11 protein-coding genes are annotated in these 18,166 nt (G+C 55.1%); 2 read left to right on the forward strand and 9 right to left on the reverse strand.

Annotated elements, in window-relative coordinates:
- Nucleotides 1–84: 84 nt before the first annotated feature.
- The 3 genes from RAC60_RS11415 to glpE are packed head-to-tail and all read right to left on the reverse strand — an operon-like array spanning nucleotide 85 to nucleotide 2,057.
- Nucleotides 85–843 (reverse strand): DeoR/GlpR family transcriptional regulator, encoded by a 759-nt coding sequence (locus RAC60_RS11415; RefSeq protein WP_006121023.1) that lies wholly within the window; start codon nucleotides 841–843, stop codon nucleotides 85–87.
- Nucleotides 844–882: 39 nt separating this feature from the next.
- Nucleotides 883–1,701 (reverse strand): rhomboid family intramembrane serine protease GlpG, encoded by an 819-nt coding sequence (gene glpG, locus RAC60_RS11420; protein WP_054632965.1) that lies wholly within the window; start codon nucleotides 1,699–1,701, stop codon nucleotides 883–885.
- 29 nt (nucleotides 1,702–1,730) lie between these two features.
- Entirely contained in the window at nucleotides 1,731–2,057 is a 327-nt protein-coding gene (gene glpE / locus RAC60_RS11425) for a thiosulfate sulfurtransferase GlpE (protein WP_006121025.1), read from the reverse strand.
- A gap of 231 nt (nucleotides 2,058–2,288) precedes the next feature.
- Between glpE and glpD the strand changes: the two genes are divergently transcribed.
- Nucleotides 2,289–3,794 carry a glycerol-3-phosphate dehydrogenase gene (gene glpD, locus RAC60_RS11430; RefSeq protein ID WP_039342698.1) on the forward strand — a complete coding sequence of 502 codons (1,506 nt, stop codon included), beginning with the start codon at nucleotides 2,289–2,291 and terminating at the stop codon, nucleotides 3,792–3,794.
- A 2,099-nt stretch (nucleotides 3,795–5,893) separates the two neighbouring features.
- Here glpD and glgP read toward each other — a convergent pair.
- The 6 genes from glgP to asd all read right to left on the reverse strand — a co-directional run bounded on the left by glgP (nucleotide 5,894) and on the right by asd (nucleotide 17,329).
- The gene (gene glgP / locus RAC60_RS11435; protein ID WP_375093743.1) at nucleotides 5,894–8,341 is read right to left on the reverse strand and encodes a glycogen phosphorylase; all 2,448 of its coding nucleotides are present in this window, start codon (nucleotides 8,339–8,341) and stop codon (nucleotides 5,894–5,896) included.
- Nucleotides 8,342–8,359: 18 nt separating this feature from the next.
- Nucleotides 8,360–9,793 carry a glycogen synthase GlgA gene (gene glgA, locus RAC60_RS11440; protein ID WP_033738165.1) on the reverse strand — a complete coding sequence of 478 codons (1,434 nt, stop codon included), beginning with the start codon at nucleotides 9,791–9,793 and terminating at the stop codon, nucleotides 8,360–8,362.
- Between the two features lie 63 nt (nucleotides 9,794–9,856).
- A complete protein-coding gene (glgC, locus tag RAC60_RS11445; protein WP_033738167.1) occupies nucleotides 9,857–11,149 on the reverse strand; it encodes a glucose-1-phosphate adenylyltransferase in 1,293 nt (430 codons plus the stop codon).
- 13 nt (nucleotides 11,150–11,162) lie between these two features.
- Nucleotides 11,163–13,142 (reverse strand): glycogen debranching protein GlgX, encoded by a 1,980-nt coding sequence (gene glgX / locus RAC60_RS11450; RefSeq protein ID WP_375093746.1) that lies wholly within the window; start codon nucleotides 13,140–13,142, stop codon nucleotides 11,163–11,165.
- A complete protein-coding gene (gene glgB, locus RAC60_RS11455) occupies nucleotides 13,139–15,322 on the reverse strand; it encodes a 1,4-alpha-glucan branching enzyme (RefSeq protein WP_033738170.1) in 2,184 nt (727 codons plus the stop codon). The genes glgX and glgB overlap by 4 nt, the downstream gene beginning before the upstream one ends.
- Before the next feature lie 897 nt (nucleotides 15,323–16,219).
- Nucleotides 16,220–17,329 carry an aspartate-semialdehyde dehydrogenase gene (asd, locus tag RAC60_RS11460; protein WP_033738171.1) on the reverse strand — a complete coding sequence of 370 codons (1,110 nt, stop codon included), beginning with the start codon at nucleotides 17,327–17,329 and terminating at the stop codon, nucleotides 16,220–16,222.
- 219 nt (nucleotides 17,330–17,548) lie between these two features.
- Here asd and RAC60_RS11465 point away from each other — a divergent pair, with 219 nt between their 5' ends.
- A complete protein-coding gene (locus tag RAC60_RS11465) occupies nucleotides 17,549–18,142 on the forward strand; it encodes a YhgN family NAAT transporter (RefSeq protein WP_006121032.1) in 594 nt (197 codons plus the stop codon).
- Nucleotides 18,143–18,166 lie beyond the last annotated feature (24 nt).

The raw sequence follows: 18,166 nt of genomic DNA on the forward strand, positions 1-18,166 counted from the left end.
GACCGTTTTAATTAAATACGTGAGTGCGGGAAAAAGCGACAGACTGAGGTAAAAAACGCCAGTTTACTCACTGGCGGGCAGGAATTAGCAAAGTTCGAGGTGAACGTCGTGCTGTTCAATCACCTTCATGACGCTGGCGGGCGGCATTTTATCGGTATAAAGATAATCAAGCTGGCTCATATTGCCCAGGTTGACCATGGCATTACGTCCAAATTTCGAGTGATCCACAACCAGCATGACACAGCGTGAGTTCTCGATGATGGCGCGCTTGGTGCGCACCTCGTGGTAGTCGAACTCCAGCAGTGATCCGTCCATATCAATGCCGCTAATCCCGAGGATGCCGTAATCAAGGCGAAACTGTGAAATAAAGTCCAGCGTCGCTTCGCCCATGACCGCGCCGTCACGGGTACGTACTTCGCCACCCGCAATAATGACTCTGAAGTCCGGTTTGCCCATCAACAGCATGGCTACGTTCAGGTTGTTCGTCACCACGCGCAGATCGCTGTGGCCCAGCAGCGCATGCGCCACCGCTTCCGGCGTAGTGCCGATATCAATAAACAGCGTTGCGCCGTCGGGAATCTGGCTGGCAACGCGCTGGGCAATGCGCGCTTTTTCGGCCGACCACATCATTTTACGGTCCTGCCAGGCGGTGTTCTCCGAGCTGGAGGGCAAAGCCGCCCCACCGTGGTGCCGTTGAATTTTATTTTGATCGGCAAGGTCGTTTAAATCACGACGAATCGTTTGTGGGCTGACTTCAAAATGGTCGACCAGCTCCTCAGTACTGACATATCCCTGACGCCGAACCAGATCAATAATGGCGTCATGACGTTGCGTCTGCTTCACATTCCTCTCCTGTTTCGGGCTTATTCTTCTTCGTTGTGACTAGCGTTTTTTCTTGCGCGTATCAACAAATGCCATCGCCAGGCCAACCAGTAGCCCACCCACGTGCGCGGCGTTGGCGATGGCCAGACCAAAGGCCCCAAACCAGCCGACCACCAGCCAGACGAGGGCAAATCCGATTAACCCGCGCTCCAGACAGATACCACTCTCAGGATCGCGTTCGCCACGCAGCCAGCAATATCCCATTAATGCATAGACCACGCCGGACAGACCACCAAACCAGATGCCGCTGAACTTTGCCTGCAGCCAGCCACTGAGCAGGGCGGAGATCAGTAAAATGACAAAAAGTTTGCCGCTGCCTAACCGTTTTTCAACCGCTCCACCGAGATACCACCACCACATCAGGTTAAACAGGATATGCAGCAGCGAAAAATGCAGCAACGCATGACTAAACCAGCGCCAGACCTCAAAGTGCTGATCGGCATCGGGCCAGGCTAACCAGTACATTACGGTGCGATCGCCCAGCACCTGCATCAGAATAAAGACGGCGATACAGGCCAGCATCACGACGGTCGTCAATGGTCCGGCCCGCTCACGTATGTTTGCCCAGATGTTGCTGCGCTCATAGCGCAGGCCGCTGTCGGTTTTACCACTTTGCCAGCTCGCTGCCAGGTAGCGCGGATGATTGGGATCGCGCACGAACGCCTGAAGTTCGTTTTCGACCATTGAAAGCTGACTTTCATCATCCAGCACAATGACATAGTGACTTTCATGCTCAATACGCAATTTCACGCCACGCGTCGCCATGTAGTCAACAAAAGCCTGCGCCATGCGCGGCTGATTAAATTGGGTAATGCGCATTACTCACTCTCCGTGTTACGCCCGCTTATTTATTCAGCGCCGCTGGCAACCTGTTGAGGAAAGGCGGCGCGCCAGGCGTCAAATCCGCCATCTATACTGTAAGCCGTGGCAAATCCCTGACCATGCAGATAGTCCGCCGCGCCCTTACTGCTGTTGCCGTGATAGCACATCACCAGTACAGGCAGGCTCATGTCAGTGGTGCTGATGAAATCATTGAGGTTGCTGTTCGACAAATGCAAGGCGCCGCGAGCATGGCCGAGTGCAAAACTTTGCGCATCGCGAATATCCACCAGCACTGCGCCCTGCTCAAGATGCGCCTGCGCCTGGTGAACATCGATACATTGGTAGGTTTCCATGGTGTCTCTCATCATGTTTCATCATCAAAATGACAGCTAGTGTAACCCGATAATCCTCGGCAATAACCTGACAATAATTGTGGCTACTCACCTTTCCGCACACATAATGTTATCCATATCACGCAAAATTGTTTTTAAGCGGTTAAATACTGGCATCAATGTTGGTTTGCGATTATGATTATGCTCGAAAACGAACATAAGTGAACTATTCCGAACATCGGAGGAGACAACGTGGAAACCAAAGACCTGATCGTTATCGGCGGCGGCATCAACGGTGCTGGCATCGCAGCAGACGCTGCAGGACGCGGACTGTCGGTGTTAATGCTAGAGGCGCGGGACCTGGCTTGCGCGACCTCTTCCGCCAGTTCAAAACTGATTCATGGTGGCCTGCGCTACCTTGAACATTATGAGTTTCGTCTGGTAAGTGAAGCGCTGGCTGAGCGCGAAGTGCTGCTAAAAATGGCACCGCATATCGCGTTCCCGATGCGTTTCCGCCTGCCGCACCGTCCGCATCTGCGCCCGGCCTGGATGATTCGCACCGGTCTGTTCATGTATGACCACCTGGGCAAACGCACCAGCCTGCCGGGCAGTAAAAGCCTGACCTTTGGGCCGGATTCGGCGCTGAAGCCTGAAATTAAACGTGGTTTCGAGTATTCCGACTGCTGGGTCGATGATGCCCGTATGGTCGTCCTCAATGCGCAGGAAGTGGTTAAGCATGGCGGTGAAGTGCGCACCCGTACCCGCGTTACCCGCGCGTGGCGTGAAAATGGCCTGTGGATGGTCGAAGCAGAAGACATTGACAGCGGCAAAACCTTGACCTGGCAGGCCAAAGGTCTGGTCAACGCAGCCGGCCCCTGGGTTAAGCAATTCTTTGACGACGGGCTGGCGCTGAAGTCGCCCTACGGTATCCGCCTGATCAAAGGCAGCCATATCGTGGTGCCACGCGTTCACAATGAGAAGCAGGCTTATATCCTGCAAAACGAAGATAACCGCATTGTGTTTGTCATTCCGTGGATGGACGAGTTTTCCATCATCGGCACAACCGACGTGGAATATAAAGGCGATCCGAAAAATGTCGCTATTGACGATAACGAAATCGACTACATCCTGAAAGTGTACAACGGCCACTTTAAAAAGCAGTTAACGCCAGACGATATCGTCTGGACCTATTCCGGCGTGCGCCCGCTGTGTGATGATGAATCGGATTCGCCGCAGGCCATCACCCGTGACTACACGCTGGACGTCCGTGATGAAAACGGTAAAACGCCATTACTGTCGGTCTTTGGCGGTAAATTAACGACCTATCGCAAGCTGGCTGAGCATGCGATGGAGAAACTGGCGAAGTATTATCCCAAGGCTGGCCCGGCCTGGACGAAGAACTGCGTATTGCCCGGCGGTAATATCTCTGGCACCAGTGATGACTACGCTGCCAGCCTGCGCCGCCGTTATCCGTTTATTACTGAAAACATGGCGCGCCACTATTCCCGCACTTACGGCAGCAACACGGAACTGCTGCTCAACGATGCAACGTCGCTGGAAGATCTGGGTGAGAACTTTGGCCACGAGTTTTATGAGGCCGAACTGCGTTACCTTGTTCAGCATGAATGGGTGCGTGAAGTCGACGACGCTATCTGGCGCCGCACCAAGCAAGGTATGTGGCTCAATGAAGCTCAGCAGGCCCGTATCGCTGAGTGGCTGGCGGAGAAGGCCAAGCCGACGCTGTCGCTGGCCTCGTAACAGCGCGTCAGCGCTGAGCACACGGCACAAAAGGTTACGGCCTGTTGTGCCGTTTTTTTTGCCTGCGCGGCTGGGCGGTGGTGGGAAAGCGGCTGATGAAATGCTGAGAGGTTTTCGCTCGCCAGACGGCCTGGAGTTTCAGCCAGCCCGATGCGGGCGACCGCCCAACTCCCCCGCTTTGAGATTTGCGCCTGCTCAGGCGTTTTTATTGCTTTGAATACCGATAATTGATGCTTGTGCGAGAAGTCTTTTCAGGCACTGAGAAGGTTTGAGTCGCTGACATCTGATGAAGCGCTGAGAGGGTTTCGCTCGCCAGGCGGCCAGGAGTTTCAGCCAGCCCGGTGCGGGCGACCGACAAGGGGCCGCCAGCCGCCGTGGCCCCTTGACCCCGGGCTCCCGTCCTGCCCACCCGCCGCTTTGAGATTTGCGCCTGCTCAGGCGTTTTTATTGCTTTGAATACCGATAATTGATGCTTGTGCGAGAAGTCTTTTCAGGCACTGAGAAGGTTTGAGTCGCTGACAGCTGATGAAGCGCTGAGAGGGTTTCGCTCGCCAGGCGGCCAGGAGTTTCAGCCAGCCCGGTGCGGGCGACCGACAAGGGGCCGCCAGCCGCCGCGGCCCCTTGACCCCGGGCTCCCGTCCTGCCCACCCGCCGCTTCGCGGTGCCTTCGCTCCTTCAGGATTTCTGCGGACCGCCAGGACGCGCCATCCGTGGCGCGGCCCGGCTCTCGCCGACGTCCTGTCGGCTCATCCGGAAATCCCTCATCCGCTCAGCGGGTGGGAAGGCCGCCCCAAACCCCCGCTTCACTGTCTCTGTGTTAAAGCCACTTCCGGTGTCGCTGTAGGTGACCGGAAAGTCCTACAGTCTGCTGGTTTTGAATCAATGCCTGTTTATAAAAACTTTTTTTGAATCCCACTGTACACATTCACTACAGACAACACCCGCTTTTAAAAGAAACCAGGACTGACAGGCGGGGGTTTTTCTGCCGGCATCCGGCGCGCTGAGGAGGGAACGGAGGCCAGGACGGAGCGGCAGGGATGCCGCGCAGAGGACGGCTGCGCCAGGGACGGCGCATCCGGACGGTCCGTCAGGCCGGAGTGAGAGACGAAGGAACAGCGACGGCTGCCGGCCGCCGGGATTGTTAAGGGGCTGGCGCAAGCCCCTTAACCCGGCCGCCTGCACGGACAGGCTGAAACTGCCATCGCCTGGCGGGCGGAAAATTCCCGGTGCAGGACCGTAATCTTCCCGCCCGACAAACACCCGCTCAGACAATACTACTCTAAATCAGTAACACGATCCCACAGGCAGGGGTTTCCTGCCGACATCCGGCGCGCTGAGGAGAGAACGGAGGCCAGGGCGTCGCGGCAGGGATGCCGCGACGAGGACGGCCCGTGAGGCCGGAGTGAGAGACGAAGGAACAGCGACGGCTGCCGGCCGCCGGGATTGTTAAGGGGCTGGCGCAAGCCCTTTAACCCGGCCGCCTGCACGGACTGGCTGAAACTGCCATCGCCTGGCGGGCGGAAAATTCCCCGATGCAGGACCGTAATCTTCCCGCCCCGCGGCCAAACAGACAAATCCTCAGACAACACCACACCACATCAGTAACACGATCCCACAGGCAGGGGTTTCCTGCCGGCATCCGGCGCGCTGAGGAGGGAACGGAGGCCAGGACGGCGCGGCAGGGATGCCGCGCAGAGGACGGCTGCGCCAGGGAGGGCGCATCCGGACGGTCCGTCAGGCCGCAGTGAGTGACGAAGGAACAGCGACGGCTGACGGCCGCCGGGATTGTTAAGGGGCTGGCGCGAGCCCCTTAACCCGGCCGCCTGCACGGACAGGCTGAAACTGCCATCGCCTGGCGGGCGGAAAATTCCCGGTGCAGGACCGTAATCTCCCCCGCCCGGCGCGCAAAATATTCCCGGCGTACGACTGTAATCTCCCCCGCCCGGCGGGCAAAATATTCCCGGCGCACGACCGTAATCTCCCCCGCCCCGCGGGCAAAATACTCCCGGCGCACAACCGTAAACCCTCACCCCACGAACAACGCCCCCAATAAAAAAGGGGCTGTCACCAGCCCCCTCAATCTCAACTTTACCGCCAGACTACAACCTCACCGGCGAAATATTCCAGATCTCATCCGCATACTCCTGAATCGTGCGGTCAGACGAGAAATAGCCCATGCCGGCGATGTTCATGGCGGCGCGGCGCTGCCATTCGTCTGGCTGACGATACAGTTCATCGACCTTACCCTGCGTATCCACATAACTGCGGTAATCCGCCAGCAACTGGTAGTGATCGCCAAAGTTCACCAGCAAATCGAACAGGTTACGGTAGCGGCCCGGATCCTGCGGGCTAAAGACGCCCGAGGCGAGCTGGGTCAGCACCTGGTGCAGTTCGGCATCTTCTTCATAGTACTTACGCGGGTTGTAGCCTGCCTGACGCAAGGCTTCGACCTGCGGAGTGGTGTTACCAAAAATAAAGAAGTTTTCTTTGCCCACATGCTCCAGCATTTCGACGTTGGCACCGTCCAGCGTGCCAATGGTCAGCGCACCGTTGAGGGCAAATTTCATGTTACTGGTGCCCGAGGCTTCGGTACCTGCCGTCGAGATTTGCTCAGAGAGATCGGCCGCCGGAATAATAATCTGCGCCAGACTCACGCTGTAGTTAGGGATAAAGACGACCTTCAGCTTATTTTTAACCTGAGGATCATTGTTAATCACCTTCGCCACATCGTTAATCAAATGGATAATGTGCTTGGCAACGTAGTACGCCGAAGCCGCTTTACCCGCAAAAATATTCACGCGCGGCACCCACTCGGCATCGGGATCGGCCTTGATGCGGTTGTAACGGGTAATCACGTGCAGGACGTTAAGTAACTGGCGCTTATACTCATGAATACGCTTGATCTGAACGTCGAACAACGCGTTAGGATCGATCACCACATCGAGGTTTTTCGCTACCCAGACGGCGAGCCGTTTTTTGTTTTCCAGCTTGGCATCCGCCACTTTCTCAATAAAGGCCGGGTAATCGATACAGGCTTTCAGCTCGCTGAGCTGGCTTAAATCTGTCCGCCAGTTACGGCCAATCTGCTCATCCAGTAATTCAGACAGAGGTGGGTTTGCCAGCGCCAGCCAGCGGCGCGGCGTAACGCCATTGGTTTTGTTGCAGAAACGGCCGGGGAACAGGCGGGAGAAATCGGCAAACAGGGACTGAACCATCAGGTTCGAGTGCAGCTCTGAAACGCCATTGACCTTGTGACTGACGACCACGGCCAGCCAGGCCATGCGCACCCGGCGCCCGTCGTTCTCATCAATGATAGAAATGCGCGACAGCAGATCCCAGTCGTCAGGATAATATTCCTGAATCGTTTTAAGGAAAAAGTCGTTGATTTCAAAAATGATGCTGAGGTGGCGCGGCAGGATCTTGCCAATCATATCTACCGGCCAGGTTTCCAGCGCTTCGCTCATCAAGGTGTGGTTGGTATACGAAAACACCTGGCAGCACACATCGAACGCATCATCCCAGGTAAATTTATGCTCATCAATCAACAACCGCATCAGCTCGGGAATCGCCAGCACCGGATGGGTGTCATTGAGGTGAATGGCAATTTTGTCCGCCAGGTTGCCCCAGGTCCGGTGCATCGTCCAGTGACGATTCAGAATGTCCTGCACGGTAGCCGACACGAGGAAATATTCCTGGCGCAAACGCAGTTCCCGACCGGAATAGGTTGAGTCGTCGGGGTAAAGCACGCGGGACACGTTTTCTGAGTGGTTCTTGTCTTCCACAGCCGCAAAATAGTCACCCTGATTGAATTTACCCAGGTTGATTTCGTTACTGGCCTGCGCGCCCCACAAACGTAACGTGTTAGTAGAATCCGTATCGTAGCCAGGGATGATTTGATCGTAGGCCATAGCCAGAATCTCTTCGGTTTCCAGCCAGCGAACCTTGGCCCCTTCGTGCTGAACACGGCCACCGAAGCGAACTTTATAACGGGTGTTGAAACGCTGGAACTCCCACGGGTTGCCGTATTCAAGCCAGTAATCCGGTGACTCTTTCTGCTCGCCATCCACAATATTCTGTTTGAACATGCCGTAATCGTAGCGAATGCCGTAGCCGCGGCCCGGCATACCGAGCGTTGCCAGCGAGTCCAGGAAGCAGGCCGCGAGGCGACCCAGGCCACCGTTACCCAGACCGGGATCGTTCTCTTCTTCCATCAACTCGGCCAGATCGAGGCCCATTTCGTCGAGCGCCAGATTGAGATCGTCGTAGATCCCCATCGCCAGCAGAGCATTACCCAACGTGCGCCCCATCAGAAATTCCATCGACAGGTAATAAACCTGCCGCACATCCTGAGAAAGTTGCGCGCGGTTAGAACGCAGCCAGCGCTCAACCATACGATCGCGCACGGCCAGCAGTGCGGCGTTCAGCCATTCGTGTTTATTCGCAATGGAAGGGTCTTTACCAATGGTGAACATCAGTTTGTATGCAATTGAGTGCTTTAAAGCATCAACCGTCAACGTAGGTGAAGCGTAAGTGAATGGTGTATTCATTTTCAGTTTCCCAATCCGTTACAACAAACGTTGATAAAGATCGCGGTAGGCTTGAGCGGCGACCTGCCAGCTAAAATCCATCCCCATCGCCTGACGCTGCACATAACGCCACAGTGAAGGGCGAGACCACAACACAAACGCGCGACGAATGGCCCTTAATAAAGACCAGGCATTACTGTCTTCAAAACTGAATCCACTGGCAATACCATCCGCAAGGTTTTCCAGCGAACTGTCGTTTACCGTATCGGCCAGGCCGCCCGTGCGACGCACTAATGGCAGGGTGCCATATTTCAGTCCGTAGAGCTGTGTCAGACCACAAGGCTCGAAGCGGCTTGGCACCATGATGACATCCGCGCCGCCAACAATGCGATGCGAAAACGCTTCGTGGTAGCCAATCTGTACGCCAACACTGCCGGGATGTTCCGCCGCAGCGGCCAGAAAACCCTGTTGCAGTTCGGCATCACCCTGCCCTAACAGCACCAGTTGTCCGCCCTGAGCCAGCAAACCGGGCAGCGCTTCCAGTACCAGATCCAGCCCTTTCTGCCGGGTCAGGCGGCTGATCACGGCAAAGACGGGGGCTTTGTCGTCCACCTTCAGTCCCATCGCCACCTGCAGCTGACGCTTGTTTTCCGCTTTGGCTTCCAGCGTATCGCGGTTATAGCGTGAGCTCAGCAGCAGATCATGGGAGGGATCCCAGATTGCCGGATCGACACCATTTAACACACCGCTTAAACGCCCTTCGCGCATCCGTTGGGCCAGCAGGGTTTCCATGCCGTAACCGTATTCGGGCGTGGTGATTTCATGCGCATAGGTTGGGCTTACGGCCGTCACATGATCTGCGTAAAACAGGCCCGCTTTCAGATACGAGATCTGTCCAAAAAACTCCAGGCCGTACATATTAAAAAACGATTGTGGCAGTTGAATCTGATCCAGATGATGCGCGGAAAATAGTCCCTGATAGGCCAGGTTATGCACGGTGAAAACGGATTTTGCAGGCCGTCCACGCGCTTCAAGATAGGCACAAGTCAGCCCTGCATGCCAGTCGTGTGCGTGGACGATATCGGGCCGCCAGTAGCTGTCCAGTCCGCAGCCTAACTCACAGCCCATCCACCCGAGTAAAGCAAAGCGTAAATAGTTGTCGACGTAGGCAAACTGCGATTCATCATGATAAGGACTACCCGGACGATCATAGAGATCAGGGGCATCAATAAGGTAAATGCCTACCCCATCAAACTGCCCAAACAGTAAGCGAACGGGCCCGGCAAACGTCTGCAACTCCGCCACCAACTGCGTATCCGGTATTCCTTTACGTAATGCAGGAAACGCGGGAAGTAACACTCGCGTATCTGTTCCACCCGCAATTTGTGCCTGAGGTAATGCCCCGACTACATCAGCCAGCCCGCCCGTTTTCAACAGCGGGAAAAGTTCTGAACAGACATGTAAAACCTGCATCCTCGACCTCATTAAGTTACCAGGCACGATCCTCGTGCCGATGGGTTGTGTGCCGCTTGTCGTTTATTGTCCCGCACTACTGAGTTTGGCCAGCATGGCGCGGGTTACCAGTACAATGCCTTCTTCTGAACGGAAAAAGCGGCGGCTGTCTTCATCAGGGTTTTCACCAATCACCATCCCTTCTGGCAACACACAGGCGCGGTCAATGACGCAGCGGCGCAGACGACAGGATCGGCCAACCACCACATCAGGCAGCAGTACCGTTGAATCAATGTTGCAAAATGAGTTCACCCGCACGCGGGAAAACATAACCGAATTCACGACCACCGAGCCCGAAATAATGCAGCCGCCAGAGACCAGGGAATTCATTGTCATACCATGGCTACCGGAACGGTCCTGGACAAACTTCGCCGGGGGTAAGGGTTCCATATGGGTACGAATCGGCCAGCTGCTGTCGTACATATCCAGTTCCGGTGTGACCGAGGCCAAATCGAGGTTCGCACGCCAGTAAGCCTCCAGCGTACCGACATCCCGCCAGTAAGGCGGAGCCTCGTGATCGTTTTGCACACAAGAGATCGCAAATGAATGGGCGTAGCCCTCACCACTTTCTACGACCTTCGGCAAAATATCTTTGCCGAAATCGTGGCTTGAACCGGCCTGATGCAGATCGTCCTCCAGCAAACCATAGAGATACTCGGCGTCGAAAACGTAAATCCCCATGCTGGCGAGCGATTTTGTGTCATCGCCCGGCATGGTTGGCGGCTTCGGCGGCTTCTCCACGAAATCGATTACTTTATTGTTTTCGTCAACCGCCATCACACCAAACGCGGTCGCCTCTGCGACGGGCACCGGCAGACACGCGATCGTGCAGCGGGCATCGTTCAGCACGTGATCCAGCAGCATTCTGGAGTAATCCATTTTGTAGATGTGATCGCCTGCCAGGATAACCACATACTGCGCGTTGTAACGCCGGATAACGTCGAGGTTCTGGGTCACCGCATCCGCTGTGCCGCGATACCAGTGCTCGGTGGAAAACCGCTGCTGAGCCGGAAGCAGATCAACAAATTCATTCATCTCTTCGTTGAAGATAGACCAACCACGCTGAATATGTTGAGTTAACGTATGAGATTGATACTGCGTAATGACGCCGATACGGCGAATGCCGGAGTTAACACAGTTGGAGAGCGCAAAATCGATAATGCGGAATTTGCCGCCAAAATGAACGGCGGGCTTGGCGCGTTTGGCGGTCAGATCCACCAGGCGCGTCCCGCGTCCTCCAGCGAGTACAAGGGCGATGGTTTGTGTAGGGAGCTGGCGCGCCAGCATAAGATGTTCTGCTCTTTCTAATTTAACCATGTCTGACTCCTTATCATTGCTTTTGGAACACACACACAGCGTGTGCGGGACCATGCCAGACAGTTAATCGGATGGGGTTACATTCCCCGGTAAAAGGAGGAAGGACGTGCCATTCTCCGTCTGGTAAGGCGATATCACATTGCGTATCTGTCGCATTTATTGTTATTAACCAGCAACCAGAGAGCAGAATTTGCAACCTGCGCATGCCCTGCTTCCAGCCGCCTTTATCCACAGGTTTACCCTGGTCATCCAGCCACTCGACATTGCCGTCCTCGTTCTGCCACCAGCTATCCGCAGTGAGTGCCGGAATGCGCTTACGCAGGTGAATCAGCGATGCGGTAAAGTCGACAAGGCCTTTTTCTTCATCGTCCCACTTGAGCCAGGTCAGTGGGTTGTCCTGGCAGTAGGCATTATTGTTGCCGTGCTGGGTTTGACCACGCTCGTCCCCGGCCAGCAGCATCGGTGTGCCCTGAGCAAGCAACAACGTCGTCAGCAGCGCTTCCGTGCTGCGCCTGCGGCGCTGGGCCACATCCGCACTGACCACCAATCCTTCTGTACCATGGTTATGGCTGTAATTGTTACCGTGTCCGTCACGGTTTTGTTCGCCGTTGGCTTCATTATGTTTTTGACTGAAGCTCACCAGATCGCGCAGCGTGAAACCATCATGCGCGGTGATCATATTCAGGCTGGCATGGGGCTTGCGGCCATTGTGCTGAAAAAGGTCGCTTGAGGCGGCAAACCGGCGGACAAAATCCCCCATCGTCACATCCCCATGCAGCCACGTCCGGCGGGCCGTATCACGAAACTGATCGTTCCATTCAGCAAACTGTGCGGGGAAATTCCCTACCTGATAACCATTGGGGCCAATATCCCAGGGCTCGGCAATCAGTTTGACCGTTGAGAGGATCGGGCAGGCGCGCATGGCCTCGAACAGCGCGGCGTCGCGATGGTAGTCAGGCTCACGCCCCAGAACCGGTGCCAGATCAAAGCGAAAGCCATCCACGTGGCAGACGCGCACCCAGTAGCGCAACGCCTCCAGTATCCAGTTCATGACCTGAGGATGGCTCAGATTGAGTGTGTTACCGCAGCCAGTCCAGTTGTGATAACCGCCCTGGTCGTCGAGCCAGTAATAGCTGGCATTGTCGATGCCGCGAAAGGATATTGTCGGCCCGGTCTCATCCAGTTCTGCTGTATGGTTAAACACCACGTCCAGGAGCACTTCGATGCCCGCAGCATGCAGGCGCTTCACCGTCTGCTGAAACTCCTGCAGCGGAGACAGCCCATCCTGGCCGGAAGCATAACGAGGATCGACCGCCCAGAGGGCAAAAGGGTTATAGCCCCAGTAGTTGGTTAAGCCCAGACGCAACAGGCGCGGCTCGCTGGCAAAGTGGGCCACAGGCAGTAACTCGATAGCCGTAATGCCCAGTTGGAGCAGGTAATCGATCATCACAGGATGCGCCAGTGCGGCATAAGTGCCACGCAGTGCCTCAGGAATACCGGGATGCAGCTGGGTCAAACCGCGAACATGGGCTTCATAAATCATGCTGCTGCCCCATGGCGTGCGCGGTGCCTGATCTCCCTGCCAGTCGAAATCCTCCATCACCACGACAGATTTGGGTGCCAGCGCCGCGTTATCGCGTGTGTCGGGCTCCCTGTAGCCACAGTGGAAACGCGGATCGTCGGGGATGTCGCCCAGCACTGCTTTGGCACAGGGATCGACCAGCAGCCTGGCGGGATTGAAAACATGCCCCGCCTGCGGTGCCCAGGGGCCATAAACCCGGTAACCATAGCGCTGTCCGGGCTGGACGCCCGGAAGATAACCGTGCCAGATATCGCCGCTACGCGCAGGGAGTTCAACGCGCTGCTCAAGCCCGTTCTCGTCGAACAGGCAGAGTTCAACGCGCTCAGCATGATGGGAAAACAGCGTAAAGTTTACGCCCTTCCCGTCATAGCTGGCACCCAGCGGGTGGGGATGTCCGGCACGCACAATCATTCTCCCTCCCGCACCAACCATACCGTCGCCAGCGGCGGTAAGTTCAGGCTCAGTGACTGGGGACGACCGTGGCTTTCCTGCTGATCGGTATGGACACGATGATTACGTACGTCGCTGCCGTGATAGTCATGCTGATCGGTATTGATGACTTCGCGCCAGCTGCCCGCCTGATTGACGCCAAAGCGATAGCCCGGCCGCGGTACAGGCGTAAAGTTGCTGACGACAATGATTTCATTGCCTTCACGATCGCGACGCACAAAGGCAAAAACTGAATGTTCGGCGTCATCCACCACCAGCCACTCGAATCCGGCCGGATCGAAATCAAGCTGATGAAGCGGGGTGTAATATTGGTAGGTATGGTTCAAATCGCGCACCAGACGCTGCACACCGTGGTGCCAGTTGTCTTCCCCTTCCAGCAAATGCCAGTCCAGACTGACATCATGGTTCCACTCTTTGCCCTGTGCGAATTCGTTGCCCATAAACAGCAGTTTTTTACCCGGGAACGCCCACATCCAGCCGTAGTAGGCGCGGAGGTTGGCAAATTTTTGCCAGGCGTCGCCGGGCATGCGATCCAGGATAGAGCGTTTACCGTGCACTACCTCGTCGTGGGACAACGGCAGGACAAAGTTTTCGCTGTAGTTGTACATGATGCCGAAGCTCATCAGGTTGTGATGGTAACGGCGATGAACGGGATCGAGCTTCATGTAGTCGAGCGTGTCATGCATCCAGCCCAGATTCCATTTGTACCAGAATCCCAGGCCGCCGCTTTCAGGAGGACGTGAAACGCCGGGATAATCGGTAGACTCTTCGGCCATCGTCACCGTACCGGGCGCAACATGCCCCAGCGTGCGGTTGGTGTAGCGCAGGAAGTTAATCGCTTCGAGATTTTCCCGACCGCCATATTGATTGGGGATCCATTCGCCCTCGGCGCGGCTGTAATCGCGATAGATCATTGAAGCAACGGCATCCACGCGCAGACCATCAATACCAAAACGTTCCAGCCAGTAAAGCGCGTTGCCTGACAGATAGTTACTGACTTCGCGGCGACCAAAGTTGTAAATCAGTGTGTTCCAGTCCTGATGGTAGCCTTCACGCGGATCGCTGTGTTCGTACAGTTCTGTGCCATCGTATTTCGCCAGGCCAAAGTCATCGCTGGGGAAATGGCCTGGCACCCAGTCCAGCAGAACGTTGAGTCCCGCTGCATGGGCCGTCTCGATAAAGTGACGGAAATCATCCCGGGTGCCAAAACGGCGCGTGGGCGCATACATGCCCAGCGGCTGATAGCCCCAACTGCCGTCAAAAGGATGCTCATTGATGGGCAGCAATTCGATATGGGTAAACCCCATCTCTTTCACGTAAGGCACCAGCTGCTCAGCCAGCTCTTTGTAGCTGAGCCAGAAGTTGTTGTCGGTATGGCGGCGCCACGATCCCAGGTGAACTTCGTAAATAGAAACAGGCTTGTCGAAGCCATTGGCCGCTTTACGGGCCTCTGACATCTCGACTTTTTCTGGCAGGCCACAAATCATCGAGGCCGTTTGTGGCCGCATTTGCGCCTCAAAGGCATAGGGATCGGCTTTGATTCGCAACTGACCCTGCGCATCGATGATTTCAAATTTATAGAGCTGCCCGTTAATGGCCCCAGGAACAAACAGCTCCCAGACCCCCATTTCCTGGCGCAAACGCATCGGATGGCGACGGCCATCCCAAAAGTTGAAATCACCGACAACGGAGACACGACGCGCATTAGGAGCCCAGACGCAGAAACGCGTGCCGATGACGCCATCAATCACATCACCATGCGCGCCCAGGGTTTCATAAGGCCGAAGGTGAGTCCCTTCCGCCAGCAGCCACAAATCCATCTCCTGCAACAGAGGACCAAAGCGGTAAGCATCATCGATGAGGTTTTGCTGACCATGCCAGTTCACAGCCAGTTGATAGCGAAAGGGATTCTTACGACGAGGAATAACGCCGCTGAAAAACCCGCGCGCGTCATCGCATTTCAGTTGAGCAAGCTTACGTCCTGTGGAGGTTTCGATAACCCAGACTTCAAGGGCCTCGGGGAGCAACGCCCGCACTTCAAGACCGTTTTCCGTTTTATGCATCCCCAGTAGCGAAAAGGGGTCGGAATAGTTACCCGCAAAAAGGGCATTGATCGCCTGGCGATCGGGTAGCTCTGACATGACTTTCTTCCTGTGATAGTTGGCAGGCTAAAAGACCACGATGCACGCGCTATCGCATATCTCTTGCGCTGCTCTTCATTGAGCCATGAGTACAGCGGCGTGGGCGCCAGCAAAAAACGCTTGTCACCACGCGCCTCCTTAAATCACAACCAGTAAGCATTAAGCCTGTCTGCTTGATGCTAATCCCGCAGTATCACCAGACGACTATCCGGCACTCCGAGACATTAGATAATTTTGACTTTTCCCTGCCGTCCGGTTCCTGATGCAATCCTGCGTCATTCGGACGATTTTCCTGTATACCGTCGACTTCAACCGCGGAGCCGGTATGTGAGCGCCCTTGCACAATGATGAAAAACAGTAAAATATATTAATACATAACGGATTTATGTCTCATAATCTTCACTCAAATGCAGTATCTTTTTTTGGCGCGATCATCATGCCTGCGTGCCGTATGGACGAAAGGCGGTCAACGGCCTGCCGGACTCGCCACCTGTCTTACGCGCCGTGAGCCGTGAGCCACGGCGACATTTCCCTGGCCGCTTTAACATGACATAAAACGGACAACTACCGAGTGTGCGTTAACAGTGTGACAGGATGCTGCTCACACGCCGGAACCATGCGCCTTTTGAAAAAAAACGCGGCCAGCTTGCACCGAAAAAAGTCTGTCTTTACCAGCCACAACAACCAGTTAGTGAATACATTAAAACAGCCCGTCTGTTACACGCCCTTGTTAAATCATAGCTTGGCGGCGAGCGTTGACAGAGCAGATCAGCAAAAATTTATTTCTGGACAGGCAAAAAGGGGAAGCGGATCACTTAGTGATCGTAACGGTAGAACAGTTTGCAGGGATTTGTAGAAAAAAGACCGGAAAAACCCGGTCTTTTTCGTCTTTCAGATTTAGTCGATCAACAGACGTAACATGCGGCGCAACGGCTCAGCCGCACCCCACAGTAGCTGATCGCCCACGGTAAAGGCCGAGAGGTATTCTGGCCCCATATTCAGTTTGCGCAGACGGCCGACCGGCGTGTTCAGCGTCCCCGTTACCGCCGCAGGCGTCAGTTCACGCATAGTGATTTCACGATCGTTAGGCACGACTTTTACCCATTCATTATGGGACGCCAGCAGTTGCTCAATCTCGGCCAGCGGCAGATCTTTTTTAAGTTTCAGCGTGAAAGCCTGACTGTGACAGCGCAGCGCACCGACACGGACGCAAAGTCCATCGACAGGAATGACGCGCGGGGTCGCCAGAATCTTGTTAGTCTCAGCCTGTCCTTTCCACTCTTCGCGGCTTTGGCCATTATCAAGCTGCTTGTCGATCCACGGAATCAGGCTGCCCGCTAACGGCACGCCGAAATTATCCGTCGGCAACGTGCCAGAGCGCGTGAAATCCGTCACGCTACGTTCGATATCCAGAATGGCAGAGGCAGGATTTTGCAACGAGGTCGCCACGTGATCGTGCAGCATGCCCATCTGTGTGAGCAGCTCGCGCATGTGACGGGCACCGCCCCCGGACGCAGCCTGATACGTAGCCACGGAGACCCATTCAACCAAATCATGTGCGAACAGGCCGCCCAGTGACATCAACATCAGACTCACCGTACAGTTGCCGCCAACAAAAGTTTTGATGCCGCTGTCGATGCCCTGACGAATAACCTGATGGTTAACCGGATCCAGGATAATAATGGCATCGTCTTTCATGCGCAGCGTGGACGCCGCATCAATCCAGTAGCCATTCCAGCCACTGGCACGCAATTTCGGATACACCTCAGAGGTATAGTCGCCGCCCTGGCAAGTAATGATGATATCCAGCGCCTTCAACGCGTCAATATCAAAGGCGTCCTGCAATGTTCCCTGCTGTTTGCCCGCAAACGTCGGGGCCGCTTCACCATGTTGTGAAGTGGAGAAGAAGACCGGATTGATTACATCAAAATCACGTTCTTCACTCATGCGGGACATCAGCACTGAACCCACCATACCGCGCCAACCCACTAAACCTACATTCTTCATGTCATATCCGTTTCAGGGTGATAAACACCTGACTTTCTCATCGAAGGGAAAAGTGTCGTGGTACTTTCACGCCACTCTGCGTAATAATCAACGTTGCCTGTGATGATTAACTCTACAAAATGCAGATTTTCTGGCAAGTGAATTAATGTAATCGGGCCAACTTTTTCAGCAGCCCTGCTAATAACCCGGCTTTATCTATAACGAGAAGATGTTAAACGAATGACTGAAATGATCTCAGCAACAATATTATTGTTGTTAATAATGGATCCGTTGGGCAATTTGCCGATTTTTATGTCGGTTTTAAAGCATCTGGAACCCAAACGTCGGCGCGTCGTGCTTATTCGCGAAATGTTGATTGCCCTTATCATCATGTTGTTGTTTTTATTCACGGGCGAACGCATTCTGGCCTTCCTTAATCTGCGAACCGAAACCGTCTCCATTTCCGGTGGCGTTATCCTGTTTTTAATCGCTATTAAGATGATTTTCCCCTCACCGGAAAGCAGCAGTACCGGGTTACCGGCGGGCGAAGAACCCTTTCTGGTGCCGCTGGCCATCCCACTGGTGGCGGGGCCTTCACTGCTGGCGACACTGATGCTGTTATCCCACCAGTATCCAAACCAGATGTCGCATCTGGTTGGAGCCTTACTCATCGCCTGGGGCGTAACGGTGATGATCCTGCTGTTATCGGGCCTGTTTCTGCGTCTGCTGGGGGACAAAGGCGTTAACGCACTGGAGCGCCTGATGGGATTGATCCTGATTATGCTGGCGACGCAGATGTTTTTAGACGGGATTCGTGTGTATCTGAAGCTATAGCTGTCGGCGTTAACCCGGGCAGCG

Source organism: Pantoea sp. BR_17, assembly GCF_041955125.1.
Classification (GTDB): Bacteria; Pseudomonadota; Gammaproteobacteria; order Enterobacterales; family Enterobacteriaceae; genus Pantoea; species Pantoea stewartii.